General features: G+C 66.4%; 13 protein-coding genes and 1 pseudogene. 3 read left to right on the forward strand and 11 right to left on the reverse strand.

The features are described from left to right. Window positions 1-27 precede the first annotated feature (27 nt). A complete protein-coding gene (locus tag ACFQZY_RS02695) occupies window positions 28-444 on the reverse strand; it encodes an SRPBCC domain-containing protein (protein WP_377412266.1) in 417 nt (138 codons plus the stop codon). A 205-nt stretch (window positions 445-649) separates the two neighbouring features. Here ACFQZY_RS02695 and ACFQZY_RS02700 point away from each other — a divergent pair, with 205 nt between their 5' ends. Next, entirely contained in the window at window positions 650-2026 is a 1377-nt protein-coding gene (locus ACFQZY_RS02700; protein ID WP_377412268.1) for a TAXI family TRAP transporter solute-binding subunit, read from the forward strand. Between the two features lie 241 nt (window positions 2027-2267). Here ACFQZY_RS02700 and ACFQZY_RS02705 read toward each other — a convergent pair. The 7 genes and pseudogenes from ACFQZY_RS02705 to ACFQZY_RS02735 form a co-directional block, all read right to left on the reverse strand. Beyond that, a pseudogene (locus tag ACFQZY_RS02705) lies at window positions 2268-3560 on the reverse strand (malic enzyme-like NAD(P)-binding protein); the annotation flags it as partial. A gap of 121 nt (window positions 3561-3681) precedes the next feature. Continuing rightward, window positions 3682-4992, reverse strand: coding sequence for a Glu/Leu/Phe/Val dehydrogenase (locus ACFQZY_RS02710; protein ID WP_377412270.1), 1311 nt, complete (start codon window positions 4990-4992; stop codon window positions 3682-3684). A gap of 2 nt (window positions 4993-4994) precedes the next feature. Beyond that, the gene (locus ACFQZY_RS02715) at window positions 4995-8654 is read right to left on the reverse strand and encodes a hydantoinase B/oxoprolinase family protein (RefSeq protein ID WP_377412272.1); all 3660 of its coding nucleotides are present in this window, start codon (window positions 8652-8654) and stop codon (window positions 4995-4997) included. Window positions 8655-8777: 123 nt separating this feature from the next. After that, window positions 8778-9581 carry a putative hydro-lyase gene (locus ACFQZY_RS02720; RefSeq protein WP_377412274.1) on the reverse strand — a complete coding sequence of 268 codons (804 nt, stop codon included), beginning with the start codon at window positions 9579-9581 and terminating at the stop codon, window positions 8778-8780. Window positions 9582-9670: 89 nt separating this feature from the next. After that, window positions 9671-10639 (reverse strand): Bug family tripartite tricarboxylate transporter substrate binding protein, encoded by a 969-nt coding sequence (locus tag ACFQZY_RS02725; protein WP_377412276.1) that lies wholly within the window; start codon window positions 10637-10639, stop codon window positions 9671-9673. Between the two features lie 133 nt (window positions 10640-10772). Further along, window positions 10773-11663, reverse strand: a complete 891-nt coding sequence (locus ACFQZY_RS02730; RefSeq protein WP_377412278.1) for a LysR family transcriptional regulator — start codon at window positions 11661-11663, stop codon at window positions 10773-10775. A gap of 602 nt (window positions 11664-12265) precedes the next feature. Next, window positions 12266-12577, reverse strand: a complete 312-nt coding sequence (locus tag ACFQZY_RS02735; RefSeq protein ID WP_377412632.1) for an RNA recognition motif domain-containing protein — start codon at window positions 12575-12577, stop codon at window positions 12266-12268. A gap of 883 nt (window positions 12578-13460) precedes the next feature. Here ACFQZY_RS02735 and ACFQZY_RS02740 point away from each other — a divergent pair. Continuing rightward, on the forward strand, window positions 13461-13856 hold the full coding sequence (locus ACFQZY_RS02740) for a 4-oxalocrotonate tautomerase family protein (RefSeq protein ID WP_377412281.1): 396 nt from the start codon (window positions 13461-13463) through the stop codon (window positions 13854-13856). Between the two features lie 141 nt (window positions 13857-13997). Here ACFQZY_RS02740 and ACFQZY_RS02745 read toward each other — a convergent pair whose 3' ends face one another. Further along, a complete protein-coding gene (locus tag ACFQZY_RS02745; RefSeq protein ID WP_377412283.1) occupies window positions 13998-14720 on the reverse strand; it encodes a TSUP family transporter in 723 nt (240 codons plus the stop codon). 178 nt (window positions 14721-14898) lie between these two features. Between ACFQZY_RS02745 and ACFQZY_RS02750 the strand changes: the two genes are divergently transcribed. Beyond that, window positions 14899-15240 (forward strand): HigA family addiction module antitoxin, encoded by a 342-nt coding sequence (locus tag ACFQZY_RS02750; RefSeq protein WP_377412285.1) that lies wholly within the window; start codon window positions 14899-14901, stop codon window positions 15238-15240. Between the two features lie 493 nt (window positions 15241-15733). Here ACFQZY_RS02750 and ACFQZY_RS02755 read toward each other — a convergent pair whose 3' ends face one another. Both ACFQZY_RS02755 and ACFQZY_RS02760 read right to left on the reverse strand, forming a co-directional pair. Then, complete coding sequence (locus tag ACFQZY_RS02755; protein WP_377412287.1) at window positions 15734-17206, reverse strand: LutB/LldF family L-lactate oxidation iron-sulfur protein; 1473 nt, start codon at window positions 17204-17206, stop codon at window positions 15734-15736. A 2-nt stretch (window positions 17207-17208) separates the two neighbouring features. After that, window positions 17209-17916 carry a lactate utilization protein C gene (locus ACFQZY_RS02760; protein WP_377412289.1) on the reverse strand — a complete coding sequence of 236 codons (708 nt, stop codon included), beginning with the start codon at window positions 17914-17916 and terminating at the stop codon, window positions 17209-17211. Window positions 17917-17935 lie beyond the last annotated feature (19 nt).

Genomic DNA, 17935 nt, shown 5'->3' on the forward strand with positions numbered 1-17935 from the left:
CGGCCTCGTCCGGCCCCGCGGTCCTCGTCATTCCAGGGCCAGCTTCCCGATGACGTGGCGGCGGAAGCTGTCCAGGATCGCTTGCCATCCGGTTCGCTGCTGCTCCTCGGAGTGCGTCCGTTCGGCGTCGAACGTGACGGTGACGGTGACACCATCCGCACCGTCCTTGAATTCCACCTTGCCGGTGCGATCGCCGAAGACGTACTCGATCAGCTCGAGGTGGACGATGCGGGTGTACTGGCCCGCGAAGTCGAAGCCGAAGGAGCCGTCCTTGGCCTCCATGCGGGAGCTGAAACTGCCGCCGGGCCGCAGGTCCACCGTCGCCGCAGTCGTGTGCCAGTCGGGGGAGGCCGTGTTCCAGGCCTTGATGTCTTCCGGCGTGGTGTACGCGGCCCACACGGCGTGCAACGGCGCGGGGACGACGGTCGAGACGATGATCTTCATGGTGGCTCCAGTCTGCGGCGGTGGGGCAGGTCGCGGGGGCTCGGGCGCGCCAGGCCCGCAAGGAGTGTACGGGCCGGCCTGCCGGCGAGGGCCGGTGCCGACACGGGCCGGCCCGGCCGACCGCGGGGACGCCGGCGCAGGGCGGTCGTCGCCGCATGCCGCCTTTGAGACAATCCCCGCATCGGGCCCAACGAGCAGGAGCGCCATGAGCGAGGCAGACAGGTCATCCCGCATCCGCTACAGGCTGCTGTCGGCGCGGGACCTGCTGATCTCGGTCGCCCCCTTCGCGCTGCTGGGTGTGGCCTTGCTGGTGCTGGCGTACCTCTGGCTCGACCCCATGCCGCCCCAGCGCGTGCGCCTGGCCACCGGCCCGGCGCAAAGCGCCTACGAGGAGTTCGGCAAACGCTACCGCGCCGCCCTGGCGCTCCAGGGCATCGAGGTCGTGCTGGTCCCCAGCGAGGGCTCGCTCGCCAACGAGCGGCTCCTGCGCGAAGGCGGGGCGGACCTGGCGTTCGTCCAGGGAGGCACCGCGCCGGCCCACGCGAGGGACGACACCTCGCCCGACCTGGTCTCGCTGGGCAGCCTGTTCGTGGAGCCGTTGTGGCTGTTCTACCGGCCGCAGACGGTCCGCCGCCACGTGCCCGCGGGCACCCTGTCGGGCCTGCCCCAGCTTAAGGGCCTGCGCCTGAACGTCGGCACCCGCGGCAGCGGCGTCCCGCGGCTCATGGACCGGCTCCTCGAGGCCAACCGCATCGACCCGTCCGAACTGCAGGTCTCGGAACTGGACCAGACCGCGGCGACGATGGCGTTCCTGGACGGCCAGGTCGACGCCCTGGTGTTCGCCTCCGCGCCTGAATCGTTGATGGTGCAGATGCTGCTGCAGACGCCGGGGGTCCGGTTGATGGACCTGCCTCAAAGCGAGGCGTACTCCCGGCGCTTCGGCTTCCTGGCGCCGGTGGTGCTGCCGAGAGGGGTGGTCGACCTGGCGCGTGACCTGCCGCCGCAGGATGTGCGGCTGGTGGCCACCACCACCTCGCTGCTCGCGCGAGCGCAGACGCATCCTGCGCTGGTCCAGCTCTTCGCGCAGACCGCTGCTTCACTGCACGGGTCGGCGGGCTGGTTCAACCGGGCCAGGGCCTTCCCCAGCATCGAGCAGAACGAGTACCCGCTTTCGCGCGAGGCCGAGCGGGCGATCCGGTCCGGCGCCCCCTTCCTGCAACGCTACCTGCCGTTCTGGCTGGCCAACCTGGTGGAGCGCATGTGGCTGGCGCTGGGCATCATCATCGCCATCCTGCTGCCGCTGTCACGCATCGTGCCGCCGCTCTACACGTTCCGGATCCGCTCGCGGGTGTTCCGCTGGTACGGGCAGTTGCGGGCGCTGGAGGAGCGGGCAACCCAGGAAGCCGGCGACCGGTCCGACGTGCAGCGCGAGCTGGACGCCCTCGAGCGGCGGGTGGCGCGGCTGACGGTGCCGCTGTCGTACGCCGACGAGCTCTATGCCCTGCGAGCCAATATCAACCTGGTGCGCGCGAGGCTGGAAGCCCGGCCCCGGGAGTCCGCCTCGCCGGCGCAACAGGGTTGAATGGAGGCGGTGCAGGCGGGCTTGCCGGGGTGCGGGCGGGGCGCTGCGGGAGATCAAGTGGGCGGGTGAACGGTTTGCAGCGGGAGCGGTCCCTCGCGGCCACCTTGGCCGATGCCTGCTCCCGACCCGGAGCGGACAGTCACCCTCTTTTTGCGAGCGACCGCTCCAGGACGCGGATTAGTTGCCAATAAAGGCAGCTCCTGTTTCTTGTCGAACATCGCTCGTAGTTTCGTCAAGGCCCTGGCGCTTTGTGCAAGCCTGGATGGCTATGCAATTCAGCCAGGGTGCGCTGGTAGTTGACCAGATCCGGTATCGGGCGAGCGGCGACGCCGGCTCTTTGCGCGGCGCTGGCAACGGCCACAGCCAAACGTGGGAGCAAGCGACGGTCAAAAGGTGACGGGATGAAGTACTGGCGACCAAACGCCCGTCCGGTCCCTTCAGCGCCAACCTCGCCTTCGCGCGCCAATTTCGCCAACTCGGTGACACAGGCCAACTTCATCTCGCGGGTAATGCGGGACGCACCACAATCAAGCGCACCACGAAAAATGTAGGGAAAGCAAAGGACGTTATTGACCTGGTTCGGATAGTCCGAGCGACCTGTGGCAATGATGCAGTCGCCACGCGCAGCCATCGCCAGCGCCGGGCGAATCTCCGGTTCAGGGTTCGCGAGTGCCAGGATGATCGGATTGGGAGCCATCGTGCGAACCATCTCGGGCGTCAGAACCCCTGCGGCCGAACACCCGAGGAAAGCGTCAGCACCCTCAACTGCGTCCTTCAACGTGCGCGCCCTGGTTTCGAGTGCGAACGGCACTTTCGATGGATCCAGATCCTGGCTGCGTCCCGAATGGATCACACCCTTGGAGTCAACCAACAGGAGGTTCTCCCGGCGCACTCCCAACTCCAGCATCATCTCGGCGCATGCAAGGGCAGCGGCGCCTGCTCCGGAGACCGCAATCCGGATTGTTCCCAGGGACTTACCCGCTAACTCGCAGCCATTGAGCAGTGCTGCGGCGGCGATGATGGCCGTGCCGTGCTGGTCGTCATGGAACACCGGTATGGAAACGCGTTCCTGCAGCTTGCGTTCGATGTAGAAGCACTCTGGCGCCTTGATGTCCTCCAGATTGATGCCACCCAGTGTCGGCTCCAGGGCCGCAATGATGTCCACCAGCTTGTCAGGGTCAGTTTCCGCCAGTTCGATGTCGAACACGTTTACGCCGGCGAACTTCTTGAACAAGCAGGCCTTGCCTTCCATCACAGGCTTGCTGGCCAGAGGGCCGATATTGCCCAAACCCAGAACAGCCGTTCCGTTGGTGATGACTCCCACCAGATTCCCGCGTGCGGTGTATTCATTGGCCAGGGCGGGTTGAGCCTGGATCTCCAGGCAGGGGTAGGCAACCCCTGGCGAGTAGGCAAGAGCGAGGTCTTCAACGCTGTCCAGCGCTTTGGTGGGAGCCATCTCGAGCTTTCCAGGCTTGCCAAGACGGTGGTAGTCCAGTGCGGCCGCGCGCAGCGTCGCTTCTTGTAGGAGCTTCATGTGTGGATTCGAGTACGAGAGGTCCGCGCCCTCCCGTTGTTCTTCGTGTGGATCCGGCCCGCGACGGACACTGCCCTGGTTGGGTTAACGGACTGCTTTCAGCCACAGCCCCGTATGTGCCCTATGGGTACAGGCCGCGCTCGGCCCGAGCGGAGAGGATGCGCTCGCATGCCACAGCGAACGTCGCAGTGCGCAAAGAAATCCGATGCTGCTCGGATGTCTCCCAGATCCGCTCCAGGGCACCGACCATGATCTGCTCCAGCCGTGCGTTGATTTCGGCCTCGCTCCAGAAAAAGCTGGAGAAGTCCTGGACCCATTCAAAGTAGCTCACGGTCACGCCGCCAGCGTTGCAGATCACATCCGGGACGACCCGGATGCCCCGCACGGCCAGCACGTCATCGGCTTCGGGCAAGGTCGGGCCGTTGGCGCCTTCGAGCACCAGCCGGGCCTTCAGGCGCTGCGCACGCGCGGCGGTGATCTGTCCTTCCAGTGCCGCGGGAATCAGGATGTCGCACGGCAAGTCCCAGAACTCCTCGGTGGTGACCGACTGCGCGCCGGGGAAGCCTGCCACCGACCCTGTTTCCCGGTGGTGGGCCTGGAGCGCCGGCAAGTCCAGTCCTGCCTCGGCGAACACCGTGGCCGCATGGTCCTGCACCGCGCACACCTGGCAGCCGGCCTCGGCAAAGAGTTCGGCGGCAATACCGCCCACATTGCCGAAGCCCTGCACCGAAACGCGCGCTCCCTTCAACTCCAGGCCCATGCGGCGCGCCGCCTCCCGCCCGGTGATGAACACGCCGCGCCCCGTCGCCTTGACGCGTCCGAGCGATCCGCCCAGGTGGATCGGCTTGCCGGTGACCACGCCGGTGCTGGTCGCGCCCACGTTCATGGAGTAGGTGTCCATCATCCAGGCCATGACCTGGGCGTTGGTGTTGACGTCGGGCGCGGGAATGTCCTGCTGCGGGCCGATGACCAGGCCGATCTCGCTGGTGTAGCGGCGGGTCAGCCGCTCCAGTTCCTTGACGGACAACAGCTTGGGATCGACGCGAATGCCGCCCTTGGCGCCTCCGAACGGCACGTTGACTGCCGCGTTCTTGATCGACATCCAGCCGGCCAGCGCCATCACCTCGTCGAGCGTGACCTGCGGGTGGTAGCGCACACCGCCCTTCCCGGGGCCCCGGCTCAGGTTGTGCTGGACCCGGTAGCCCTCGAAGTGGGCGATCGTGCCGTCGTCGAGCTCGATGGGGACATCGACGATCAGTGCCCGCTTGGGCCGGCACAGCGTGTCCGCCCAGCGCGAGAGCGGCCCCAGGTAGGGCAGCACGCGCTCCACCTGCGCCAGGTAGGTCTGCCAGGGACTGCCTGCCGTCGCCGGCAGGTAGGACAGCCCGGGCTCGGTGCCGGGCCTGGCCAGGGCGCGTACGGGTGCGTTCATGCTCAGGCCTCCTTGCCGTAGCCGCCACCGCCAGGGGTGGTGATGACGAAGACATCCTGCGGCTGCATTTCGACCTGGCCGATGTGGCCCAGTTCCTCGATCCGACCGTCGGCACGCTCCACGTGGTTGCGACCCACGGCACCGGCACCGCCGCCGGCCATGCCGAAGGCCCCGTGGAGGCGGCCATTGGACAGTATGGAAGCCGTCATGGGGGCCAGGAATCGGATGCGGCGCTCGCCACCCTCGCCGCCCTGCCAGCGCCCGGCCCCGCCCGAACCGCTGCGGATGGTGTAGCTGTCCAGGCGCACCGGGAAGCGGAACTCCAGCACCTCTGGATCGGTAAGCCGCGAGTTGGTCATGTGGGTCTGGACCACGTCGGTTCCGTCAAAGCCCGGACCCGCACCCGAGCCGCCCGAGATGGTCTCGTAATACTGGCGCTGCGCATCACCGAAGGTGAAGTTGCTCATGGTGCAGGGGCTGCTGGCCATCGCGCCCAGGGCGCCATACAGCGCGTTGGTCACGCACTGCGAGGTCTCGACGTTGCCGGCAACAACGGCCGCCGGGTAGACCGGATTGAGCATGCACCCCTGGGGCACGATCACCTCGATGGGCTTGAGGCATCCCGCGTTCAGCGGAATGGTGTCGTCCACCAGCGTGCGGAACACGTAAAGGACCGCCGCCATGGTGATGGCCTTGGGCGCGTTGAAGTTGTTCGGTAGCTGCGCGCTGGTCCCGGTGAAATCCACGGTCGCCGACCGCGTGGCGGCATGGACCGTCACCTTCGCTCGGATCCGCGCACCGTTGTCCAGGGGCAGCGTGAACTCGCCGTCTTTGAGCGCCGTGATGACGCGGCGCACGGACTCCTCGGCGTTGTCCTGCACGTGCTGCATGTAGGCCGCCACGGTCTCGCGGCCATACTGGGCCACCATCGCGCGCAGTTCCTGGACGCCTTTCTCGTTGGCGGCGATCTGAGCGCGCAGGTCGGCCAGGTTCTGGGCCGGGTTGCGCGACGGGTAAGGGCCGGACGACAGGAGCGCCGACAACTCCTCGGCCCGCAGGCGCCCAGCCTCGACGAGCTTGAAATTGTCAATCAGGACACCCTCTTCATCGATGGACTTCGAGAAGGGAGGCATCGATCCTGGGGTCGTTCCGCCCACGTCGGCGTGGTGGCCGCGCGATGCAACGTAGAATGCCGGCCGGGACTCGCCCTCGTCGAGGTAGACGGGCGTAACCACCGTGATGTCGGGCAGGTGGGTACCCCCGTGGTACGGGTCGTTGAGCACATAGACGTCGCCCGGCTTCATCTCCGGGTTGCGCTCGACCACCGAGCGGATCGACTCGCTCATCGAGCCCAGGTGCACCGGCATGTGCGGCGCGTTGGCGATCAGTTGGCCCTGGGAGTCGAACACGGCGCAGCTGAAGTCCAGCCGCTCCTTGATGTTGACCGAGTAGGCGGTGTTCTGCAGGCGCAGCCCCATCTGCTCGGCGATGTTCATGAACAGGTTGTTGAACACTTCGAGCATGACGGGATCGGCTTCGGTTCCCACGGCATGCACCGCCGCGCGCGGGCGGATGCGGGCCAGTTCCAGGTCGCCGTTGGCGCGCAGGACCGCCTGCCAGCCCGGGTCCACCACGGTGGTGGCGTTCTTCTCGGCGATCACCGCCGGGCCGTCGATCGTGGCGCCCGCGGCGAGCGATTCACGCACGTGCAGTTGCGCGTCACGCCAGCCGGCGGGCTGCTCGTCGGCAAGGCAGTACATGCGCACTTGGGCGCGGGGCTGCGGCTGGTGCGCCTTTTCCGGCACGCCGGCGCCATGAGCTGCCGGCCGCTCGCCCGCCGCGATGCACTCGACGCTCACCGACTCGATCACCAGGGCCCGGTCGGGCATCAGGAAGGCGTAGCGCTGGCGGTAGGCCGCCTCGAACTCCTCGCGCACCGTGGCGAGGGCCTGCCGCTCGCCCGCGGCGGCGGCCGGCAAGGCGCAGCCCAGGGCCGTGTCGGTCCCTTCGTAGCGCACTTGCAGCCTAGCCACGGATTCGAGGGCATCGGGGGCGACGCCCTGCGACTGAAGTTCGTGGGATGCCTCGCCGCGCAGCTTGTCGGCCAGGCCACGGGCGGCGGCCAGGCCGTCGGCATCGAGCCGGCGCTCCACCGAGCCTTCGCGCATGGCGGTCTGGTCCGCCAGCCCCATGCCGTAGGCGCTGAGCACCCCGGCGAAGGGATGCGCCAGGATGCGCGTCATGCCCAGCGCATCGGCCACCAGGCAGGCGGCCTGGCCGCCGGCGCCGCCGAAGCATTGCAGCGTGTAGCTGGTCACGTCATAGCCACGCGCCACCGAAATGCGCTTGACGGCGTTGGCCATGGCGCCCACGGCAATCTGCAGGGCACCGGCAGCGACCTCCTCAGCACTCACCGGCTTGCCTGCCGCCTGGCCCATGGCCTGGGCCATCTCGCCAAAGCGCCGGGCCACGACATCACGGTCCAGCGGCTCGTCGGCCGCGGGGCCGAAGACGCGGGGGAAGAACTCGGGCTGGATGCGTCCCAGCATGACGTTGGCGTCGGTGGTGGCCAGCGGGCCTCCGCGCCGGTAGCTGGCCGGCCCCGGATTGGCACCGGCGGAGTCCGGACCGACGCGCAGGCGGGCGCCGTCGAACTGGATGACCGAGCCGCCGCCGGCGGCCACCGTGTGAATGCTCATCATCGGCGCGCGCATGCGCACCCCCGCCACCTCGGTGTCGAACGCCCGCTCGAACTCGCCGGCGAAGTGGGAGACGTCGGTGGACGTGCCGCCCATGTCGAAGCCGATCACCTTCGGGTGGTCGGCGGCCAGCGCGGTGCGCACCATGCCGACGATGCCGCCGGCGGGGCCCGACAAGATGGCGTCCTTACCCTGGAAGCGGCGGGCCTCGGTCAGGCCGCCCGAGCTTTGCATGAAGAACAGCGGCACGCCCGGCATCTGCGAGGCGACCTGCTCGACGTAGCGGCGCAGGATCGGGGACAGGTAGGCATCCACCACCGTCGTGTCACCCCGCGGGATCAGCTTCATCAGCGGGCTGACCTCGTGCGACACCGACACCTGGGTGAAGCCGATCTCCCGGGCCAGGGCCGCGGCGGCCTGCTCGTGGGCCGGAGCGCGGTAGCCATGCAGGAAGACGATGGCGCAGGCGCGCAGCCCGTCGTCGTAGGCGGCCTGCAGCTGCGGCCGCAGGGCCCGCAGGTCCAGCGGCTGGAGCTCCTCGCCCTGGGCATCCACGCGCTCGTCGGCCTCGACCACGCGCTCGTACAGCAGCTCGGGCAGCTGGATGTGGCGCTCGAACAGGCGGGGCCTGGCCTGGGTGGCAATGCGCAGCGCGTCGCGGAAGCCGCGCGTGGTCACCAGCAGGGTGCGGTCGCCCTTGCGCTCGAGCAGCGCGTTGGTGGCCACCGTCGTGCCCATCTTCACGCACTCGACGCGCTCGGGCGTGATCGCCTCACCGGGTGCTAGCCCCAGCAGGCGGCGGATGCCTTCGACCGCGGCGTCTCGGTATTGCTCGGGGTTTTCGGACAGCAGCTTCAGCGTGTGCAGCGTGCCGTCGGGCGCGCGGCCCACCAGGTCGGTGAAGGTGCCGCCGCGGTCGATCCAGAACTGCCAGCGCAGGGGGGTGGATGGACGTGTGTTCATAGTTGGCTCCAGGTCAACAAGGCGTAGGAATCCCTGCGTGCAGCACGGGGCGCACGGTGATCGGGGTGTTGGGTGAGGCAGGCGGCCCGGGTGGGGGCCGCCAAGGTGAGGCAGGCTCGTTGCTCAGGTTGCGACCAAGTCGCGATTGAGGCGGTCGGTCACCAGCATGCAGCCGGGGACGTGGGTGATGCACAGCGCCGGCAGGGCGGCGGCCAGGGCGACCTGGGGCGTGACGCCGCAGGCCCAGAACACGGGCAACTCGTCGTCACGTACTTCGACCGCGTCACCGAAGTCGGGCCGATCCAGGTCCTGGATCCCGATGAGGCCGGGATCGCCCAGGTGGACCGGGGCGCCGTGCACCGCCGGCATGCGCGAGGTGATCTCGATGGCGCGGACCGCATCGGCGGCCTTGAGCGGCCGCATCGACACCACCATCGGGCCCTGGAACGGGCCGGCCGGCTGCGTGGGGATATCGGTGCGGTACATCGCGACGTTGCGCCCCTGGGCCACATGGCGCAGCGCAATGCCCTGGGCCAGCAGGGCATGCTCGAACGAGAAGGAGCATCCCAGCACGAAGCTCACCAAGTCGTCGCGCCACAGGGCCTGCAGGCTGGAGACTTCGTCCACCAGCGCCCCATGGTGCCAGACCCGGTACGCAGGCACGTCGCTGCGGATATCCAGGTCGGCCGCCAGCTGGGGCAAGGCCGGATCGCCCGGCTTCGAGACGGCCAGCACCGGGCAGGGCTTCGGGTTGCGCTCGCAATAGCGCTGGAAGTCGGACGCCAGGTCGGCCGGGAGGATCACCAGGTTGCCCTGCACATAGTCGGCGGCCAGGCCGCTGGTGTGCCCTGCCAGCCGGCCCTGGCGCGCGGCCAGGCGGACCTCCAGCCCGGTCGAGGCGCTCGACAACTGCGAAACGGTCTGCACGGAGGGCTCCTGTGGGTCAGTGGTGGCCGAAATGGCTTGGAATTCGTGTTCGGGCAAAGCGGTACCGGCGCGGTATCGGGATCGGGGTGTCAGTCGACTTTGATGCCGGCGTCGTCGATGACTTTCTTCCAGCGGGCCGAATCCGAGCGGATCAACTCGCTCACCTTGGCCGGCGTGCCGCCCGCGATCTCGACGCTCAGGTCGGCGAACCGGGCCCGCACCCCGGGCTCCTGCAAGATGGCATTGAGGGCCTGGTTGAGTTTTTCGATGACGGCGGGGGGCGTGCCGACCGGCGCCATGAACGCGTACCAGAAGGAAGCGTCCAGCGGCTTGCCGCCGGATTCCACCACGGTGGGAATATCCGCCTGGCCGGGCAGGCGCCGCGCGGAGGTCACGGCCAGGGCGCGCAGCTTCCCACCCTTGACCATGGGCATGGCTTCCGGGACGAGCGCGATCATCATCTGCACCTGGCCCGCCATCAGCTCCTGCAGGGCCGGAGCGCCGCCCTTGTAGGCCACGTGGACGGGATCCACGCCGTTCTGGCGCTTGTAGTACTCCATGGCCAGGTGGCTGGGGGTGCCGTTGCCGGCCGAACCGTAATTGAGCTTGCCCGGGTTGGCCTTGAGGTAGCTGGCCAGCTCAGCCATCGACTTGGCCGGCACCGCCGGGTTGACGACGACGACGCTGGGCACGCTGCCCACCAGCAGCACCGGGGTCAATTCCTTTTGCGCGTCGTACTGGAGCCTGGGGCCATAGAGGCCGGGGTTGACCGCCAGGCCCGTGAGCGTGGACAGCAAGATGGTGTAGCCGTCGGGGGCGGCCTTGGTCACCGTGGTCGTGGCGATCTGTTCGCTGGCGCCCGGCTTGTTCTCGACGATCGCGGGCTGGCCCAGACGCTGCGTGAGCCGCTCGCCCAGGCTGCGGGCGATCACGTCCGTGGAGCCGCCCGCGGCGTAAGGCACGACGATGCGGATCGGCCGGGTTGGGTAGTCCGTCGCGGAGGCGGACGTGATGCCGGCCAGCATCAGGGCAGCGGCAAGAAAGAAATGCGTTTTCATGGCGGTTTCCTGGTTACCGGCCTCCCCTCGAGGCCAGCTGTCGTTGGGTTCTGCGATTGTCAAAAACGGCGCCGGGCAAATCCAACGAAAAATTTCTCGCTGACTTCATCGAAAAAATCGATGAACAAGAACATCACGCCGCAGAGGGCAGGGATTCCAGGTAGGCCACCGCTGACGCAAGCACGGACTCGGTGAGGGCCGAGCTGGGGTCCTCGCGGTAGCTGGCATACAGCGGCAGCGGATTGAGCTCGACATCCACCGTGAGCCTGCGCAGCGGCGCGCGCTGCGCCAGGCGGGCCGCCGACGATGCCGGGAGCGTCGCCACGCCAAAACCACCCTCCACCAGCTGTGCCATCGCCGAAATCGATGAAATGGCGTGGACACGGGGCATCGGCAGGCCCTGGCGTTGGAACAGCTCCATCAGCGACTGGTGGGGCTGCGATCCACGCTGGAAGGTGATCAAGCCCAACTGCGCGAGGTCCTGCAGGGTGTAGTGCCTGCGCCGGTGTTGCTGCGCATGGCCGATGAAGGCCATCGGCATCGAGGGCAATGCCCGCGTACGCACCATGCCATCGACGGCAGGCAGCGCGCAAAAGACAAGGTCCTGCACGCCGCGGTTCACCTGGTCGACCAGCACGGGCGAGGTCTCCACCGTCAATTCGAGGGCGAAGTCCGGGTGCGACTCGCGCATCTGCTGCAGCCAGCCCGTCAGCCAGGTGTGGACCACCGATTCAATGGCTCCGATGCGCAGGGCTACCGGGCGCTGGGCGTCACTGCCCATCTCCTCTTTCAGCTTGCGTTGCAACTCCAGCAGCGGCTTGGCCAAGGCGTGGAATCGCTGGCCGGCAATGGTGAGCCGGAACTGGCGCTCGCGGCGATCCAGCAGCACGACCCCCAGTTCATCCTCCAGGGCCGCGATGCGCGCCGAGAGGGCAGACTGCGTGATATGCAGCTTCTCGGCGGCGCGGGTGACGCTTGAGAGTGCAACCGCCCAGTGGAACGCTTCAACGAATCGCAGGTTCATGGATACCCCCGGAAATTCGGGGTTTGGAATCGACAGTCGGCCGGGACCGAAGGCCAATACTTTGGATCTATGCAAGTTCCCCGGCGCTTGCTCCTTCGGGATTCTAGTGAGGGGCCGGTGCGCCATCGCACCGGGAGCGTTCGTTGCCGGGAATCATCCAGCCGGCCGGCTGCGGCCGGCTGCGGCCGGGTGATGCCGTCACCGTGGGCTGCTCATTTTTTGAGCACTGCGCTCCGAGCCAGTAGGGATGCGGGTCTCGCGTGATTTCAGCCAGGCTATCCACAGCTTGGCCCACAGTCCGTGGGGGCAACACGGTAGCTCTTTCAATTTACATGCCGCCTCTGGCGGCCGGTCGTGCGCTGGACAGGTAATTGCGGATGACTGATGCCCACTTTGCAGCGATTGCAGTCGGCCGGACCGCAGGCCTGCACCCGCAGCCAGGAGACATTGCGGTCCATCGTCGCTGTCTCGAAGTGCGGGAAGCGACGACGGGTGTCGAGGATGGAGCGGACCTGAGGCATTGCCGAGTCGCGTCCAGAGCCACTTGAAGGTTCAAAAAAAAAGCCAGCTTGCGCTGGCTCTTCTCGATCATCGGTCAAGCATCAGTAGCTGCGACGCGAATCCCCATAGCCGCCGCCGTGGCCGCCGCTGCGGGGAGGACGCGCCTCCATCGGACGCGCGATGTTCACGGTCAGGTCGCGGCCTCCCATGTTCTGGCCATGCATGCCACGGATGGCAGCCTCGGCCTCCTCGCTGCTGGACATCTCGACGAAGCCGAAGCCCTTGGAACGCCCGGTATCGCGCTCCATCATCACCTTGGCAGATTGAACCTGGCCAAAGGAAGAAAACTGCTGCTGCAGATCGTTGTCGCGAACCGAGTAAGAGAGGTTGCCGACGTAAAGTTTTTTGCTCATTTTGGAGCCTTCCAGAAAAGGTGCACTCCGAAAATCGGGTGCAGGTTGAGAACGGTTATTGAATGAAATCAGTGCTTGCGTTTGAACGCAGGTGCGCCGCAGCACGGGGTTGGCGGTTTCGAGCGTCACGCGGCAACGGGAGGCAGGCAGCATTTCGTCCACCTTGCCTCGCATCGCGAGCAACTGCCATTGGGTCATGGGCCCCTTGAATCCGAGGGCTATGCCAGTGAGGCGGGGTTGAGCAGCCAGTGGCGGCCCTGCGCAAGCGCATACATCAGCGCGCTGTCCTGCGTTTCGAACTCGGGCTTGAAGGCGTAGACACGGTCATGTGTCTGGCTTCCCCTGCCCCTGCGGATCGACAGAACCGCAGTGTGTTGATCAGGGCCGTGCGAACGGCTCAGTGGTGTGATTCGAAAGTCGCCGGCGGCGAATGAATGGGTATCAGCAGATGACATTGAGAGGGTTGATATTCGGGCGCACTTAGCCCGGATTCATGCCATCGCGAATCGCGACGGAGCATGGGCAACGACGACCGTGTGAAGGTCGCCTGAGTGGAGCTTGCCTGGGGAGAAGTCAGACCACCGACGAGAGCCACCGGGGAGTGGAGCGCCGTGGAGGTGTGCGGTTTTGGGGTACCGCTGCCCGAATCGAACCTGCTTGCAGCATGGGAAAGCAAAATTGCTGCAACCCTTTTATCTTACCTCCCTTTGGAGATATGCGCAACCGGCGTCTGAATGTGTCCGGAAGACCTGCATGGGCGCCATCGGACTCGTCGCTCTCGGGATCGCATTGCACCGCGCGGTGTCGATGCCGGATTCCGAACCCTTGGCGGCTTTCCCATACATTGAGCCATCAGCGGTTTTTGAAACACCCGGAGAACTCCATGCCGTACCTCCAGCTTGACGTCGCGCGCAACTACCCCGTCCTGGAGAAGAAGCGATTGGCAGCGGCCCTGTGTGACACGTACGCCCGACTCATGTCGGTCGACATCCGTCGAATCAGCGTGGCGATTCGGGAACTGGGTGAGGGCGGCCTTTGGCGCATCCCTGAAGCCGGCGCGGAGCCCGTCGAGGTCGCGATGCTCATGCTCGACATTCGCCGCGGACGGCCTGCCGACCTGCGCATGGAAGTCGCCAAGGCGCTGTGCGCCCATTGCATCGAGATCCTGGGCCTGAGGGAAGATCGCCTGAACGTGGAGTTCACGCAGCACGATGGGGATGAGATGTATCACCCCACACTCGGCGGCTACAGCCCTGACTGGAAGCCGGGAGAGGCTTGAACTTCAGCATGCGCCAGTGAGTGGCACAACGCCAAGAGCCATCGGCGCGAGGGAGGCCTGTCATCGGCCACTGCCAGCCGACGAAGACAGTCGGTTCGTGGCCGGCGGCGGCAGGCAATCGGCGGCGAGGCCGCCGAAGGCTCAGCGGGTGGCGGCCCAGAGCAGCGTCCCGTCCGAGAACACCATGAGGCCGTCGATCATCAGGTGGAAGGTCGACGGAGCCAGCCTCAGGACGACCCGCCGTCCCGCGAACGATCCCGCCATCAGCGCCGATCCGGCGACCAGGCCCTTGATCGCCACGGTGGCAGGCAGAGCGTCGAAACCGCGGAAGGTCGTCACCTTTGCGAGGTACACCGCGAACGAGGCGAGCGCCACGGTCCCGAGCAGGCTACCCTTGCCCAGCCCGTACATGGTGAACAGCGGCACCGTCAGCGGCCCGGTGGACACGACGATGCCGGTCAGGAATCCCAGCGGCCCGGACAGCAGCGCGAGCTGAGCGAGCGACAGACGCACCTGCCTGTGCGCGAGCCAGCGACGCATCGGCACCATGCCCAGGAAGAAGACGCCCAGTGCCGACTCGATGACACCGGCCGGCACGGCGAGCAGCGTCCGTACCCCCAGCGCAGCGCCGGGGATCGCGGCCAGGCAGTAAATCCAGGCTGCGCGCCAGTTGACCTCGACTCGCCATGCGATCACACGCCCGAGGTTGCCCAGGATCGCGGCGATCGCCATCACGGGAACAGCCTCCAGAGGTCCCCAGGCGAGGACGAGTGCCGGCATCAGGATCATCGAGGAGCCCGTGCCGACGATGCCGCCCACGGTCCCTGCGAACAAGCCGATGGCGAGCACGATGGCGAAGTCCATGATCCTCGGTGTGAACTCAATGGGGCGGGGGCCGGTGCGCCGTCAGCGGCTCGTGCTGAGCGCATCACGACGGGCCGATGTTACGGCAGCGGTTGACCGACAGCCGCAGTCGGCTCGCGGCGGGCGAGCGCCGATTCGAAGACGATGCCCGGATCGCGATCGGGAACCGGAGGAGCCGGTGCCTGGCTTCAACGCCCGCATCGATGGCCCGTGCCGGATCTGCCTTTCCTGGCATTGCAATGGGGCCCGCGATGTCGAGATCGTGGAGGAGTTGAACATGGCCGTACCGCTCGGCGAAATCCACCCCGGTGAGATCCTGCCGGAGGACTTCATGAAGCCCATGGGCCTCACGGCGCGCCAGCTCGCGGCCGACATCGATGTCTCCCCCTGCCGGATTGGCGACCTGGTCCACGGCAACCGTCCCATCACGGCCGATACGGCCTTGCGCCTGGCCCACCGGACCTTGCAGGCGAAGATCGCGCTGCGGATCCGGGTGCTCCAGGCCCAGGCAGCCGCCTGAAAGCGCCCCCGGCTGCCCGGCCATGCAGCCTCAGCAGCCGCCCTGTCCGGCCCGCTAGCATTGAGGTTTGAAGCCGCGACGCGGCCACCGAACCCCTCGAGGCCCCAAGACATCCCTCCCACCGCCAGCGACCTCCTCGCCCAGGGCCACACCCCGATGAAGGGCCCAATACCGGGGTGTGACTTTCTAAGGCGTATCTGGAGCGGGTCCTGGCAAGAAAGTCAGTCAGGCAGCCTCCATGTGGCGCCCTCGGGTCGCGGCTGCGCATGATGGCGAACGAAGGGAAGTGGCAGCCGGTTTTCTGCACTCGAGCAGCTGGAAGTCACGCCGCGTCGACCTGTGGCCGATTCACGCGAACGTCTACAGCGCAGCGGGAGCGGTCCCTCGCGGCCACCTTGGCCGATGCCTGCTCCCGACCCATTGCAGACAGTCGTCTACCGCCTCACGTGCCGACTGATCTGCGTCTTCCATTCTTCTAATCGGAGTCTTCAACTCAGCGCTTCGAGGCTGGCATGAGGCGATCACGCAATCCAGAGGGGGCTAATTTCATCGGCGTGCGGTGCCGAGTCCATCCTCCCTGCCAGTTGGGCGTGAACCCCCTGAAGAAGCGTCCCCATCGAATCAGGTTGCGGTACAGGCCAGGGCGCTCGTTTATCCATGCCCAAGTTCGCCAAGCGAGCACTTCCTTCCAATCTCGGGCCCGACCTTGCCCCGCTAGTTCGGTTTTCCCCGGCTGTGGCTGATGCTTGGCGGCCGTGCGCAACTGCATCAGCAGATCAGGGATTGGGATACCGACTGGGCAAACCTCACTGCAGGCCCCACACAAACTGCTGGCAGTGGGTAGGTCTTGGGTTTCCTCCAAGCCCATGAGGTGCGGGGAAATGATGGAGCCGATGGGTCCGGGATAGGTGGTGCCATAAGCAAGGCCACCGATGCGGGCATAAACCGGGCAATGGTTCATGCAGGCACCGCAGCGAATGCACTGCAGCGTGGCGCGGAAATCCTCGTCCTGAAACGCCTGGCTGCGCCCGTTATCCAAAAGGATGAGGTGCATTTCCTGCGGCCCGTCGAGTTCGCCCTCCCGGCGCGGACCGGTGATCGCATTGAAGTAGGTGGTCACCGCCTGCCCGGTGGCCGAGCGGGTCAGCAGGCTGAACAGGGGCAGCACATGCTCGAAACGCTCCACCACCTTTTCGATGCCAGTGATGGCAATGTGCACCTCGGGCAAGGTGGTGCACATGCGGCCGTTCCCCTCGTTTTCCACCAGCACCAGCGTGCCCGTTTCGGCCACCATGAAGTTCACACCCGACACACCGATTCGGGCGTCACGAAACTCCTGGCGGAGTACCCGGCGGCCAATGGCAATGAGTTCGTCAACATCCTCCGTGTAGGGGGCCTGATGAATCTTCTCGGCGAATAGCTCGGCAATTTGCTGCTTGGTCTTGTGAATCGCCGGCATGATGATGTGGCTCGGCCGCTCCCCCGCCAGCTGGACGATGTACTCGCCCATGTCCGACTCCAGGCAGTTGATGCCGTGCTCGGCCATCCGATGGTTGAGTTCGATTTCCTCGCTCACCATGGATTTCCCCTTGATCATGCTCGTGGCGCCATGTCGCCGAGCAATGGCCAGGAACAATGCATTGGCCTCCTCGGCGTTGGAGGCCCAGTGCACCTGCACGCCGCGGTCCGTGAGTTTGTGCTCCAGCTGCTCCAGCAGGTCGGGCAGACGCGACAGGCTGTAGCGCCGAATGGCTTCCCCCACCTGGCGCAGCTTTTCAAATTCGATCCGATCACTGAAATGCCCGGACCGCTTGTTCTGAAGGAAGTCCATGGCGCTGCGAAAGCTTTTTCGCAGCAGTGGATCATCCACCGCCTGCTGGGTGTTGGCCTTGAATTGACGAGGATGGACAAAATGCAGGGGCGCCTGACCTGGGCTGCCCGAGGATGCGGTGCGATGAGCGCTCATGATCATCCGGCAAAGTGTTGAGTGAAGTCATCGATCAAAAGGATCACCAGATCCTTTGGACCGTGTGCGCCGTAGGCCAGCGTCTGTTGAATATCGGCAGTCTTGGAGGGGCCGGTCACCAGCAGAAAATTGGTCGGCAATTGCTCCTGAGGACGCAGGGCTTGTATGGCTTTGGCCAAGCTTGCATGAAGCGTGCTCGCCCTGAGCAGGGCGATGTGAATGGGCGGCACCAGAGAAAGTGCACGCGGCTCATGCCGGCCAGGCAGAATCACCAAGGTGCCGGTATCGGCAATGCCTGCGGTGGCCAAGGTGATGCTCGCGTCCACCTCGTCAAACAGCAGGCCGCGCCATTCATCGACAGGACGCTCGAGTGTGATGGCATGGCGCCCACGCAAAGCGTCATCCATGCCCGGCAGCCCGAAGACGACCGGGCCCATGGCTATGCGGTGGCAGCGATGGCGCTGCAGCACGTTCCTGAGGGTCTCGGCCCATTGGCGCGTCGAGGTGCGGTGCACTTGTGCGCGCCATCCCGAGGCGGCTCGCTCAAAGCTGTCCATCAACGACAGTCCGGAGGCCGATTCAGCGACACCCTGCCCCCAAGGTCCCGCTTGATAGGGCCGTAGATCCGGCAGGGGCAAAGGCTGCGCGGGCTGCGCGCGGCGCAGCTTCCGCAGGATGGCGTCACGGACGGCAGAATTGTGCTGATGCATCGTTGCCTCGAAGGGATCA

The organism is Ramlibacter sp. GCM10027632, assembly GCF_042675325.1.
Taxonomy (GTDB): Bacteria; Pseudomonadota; Gammaproteobacteria; order Burkholderiales; family Burkholderiaceae_C; genus Ramlibacter.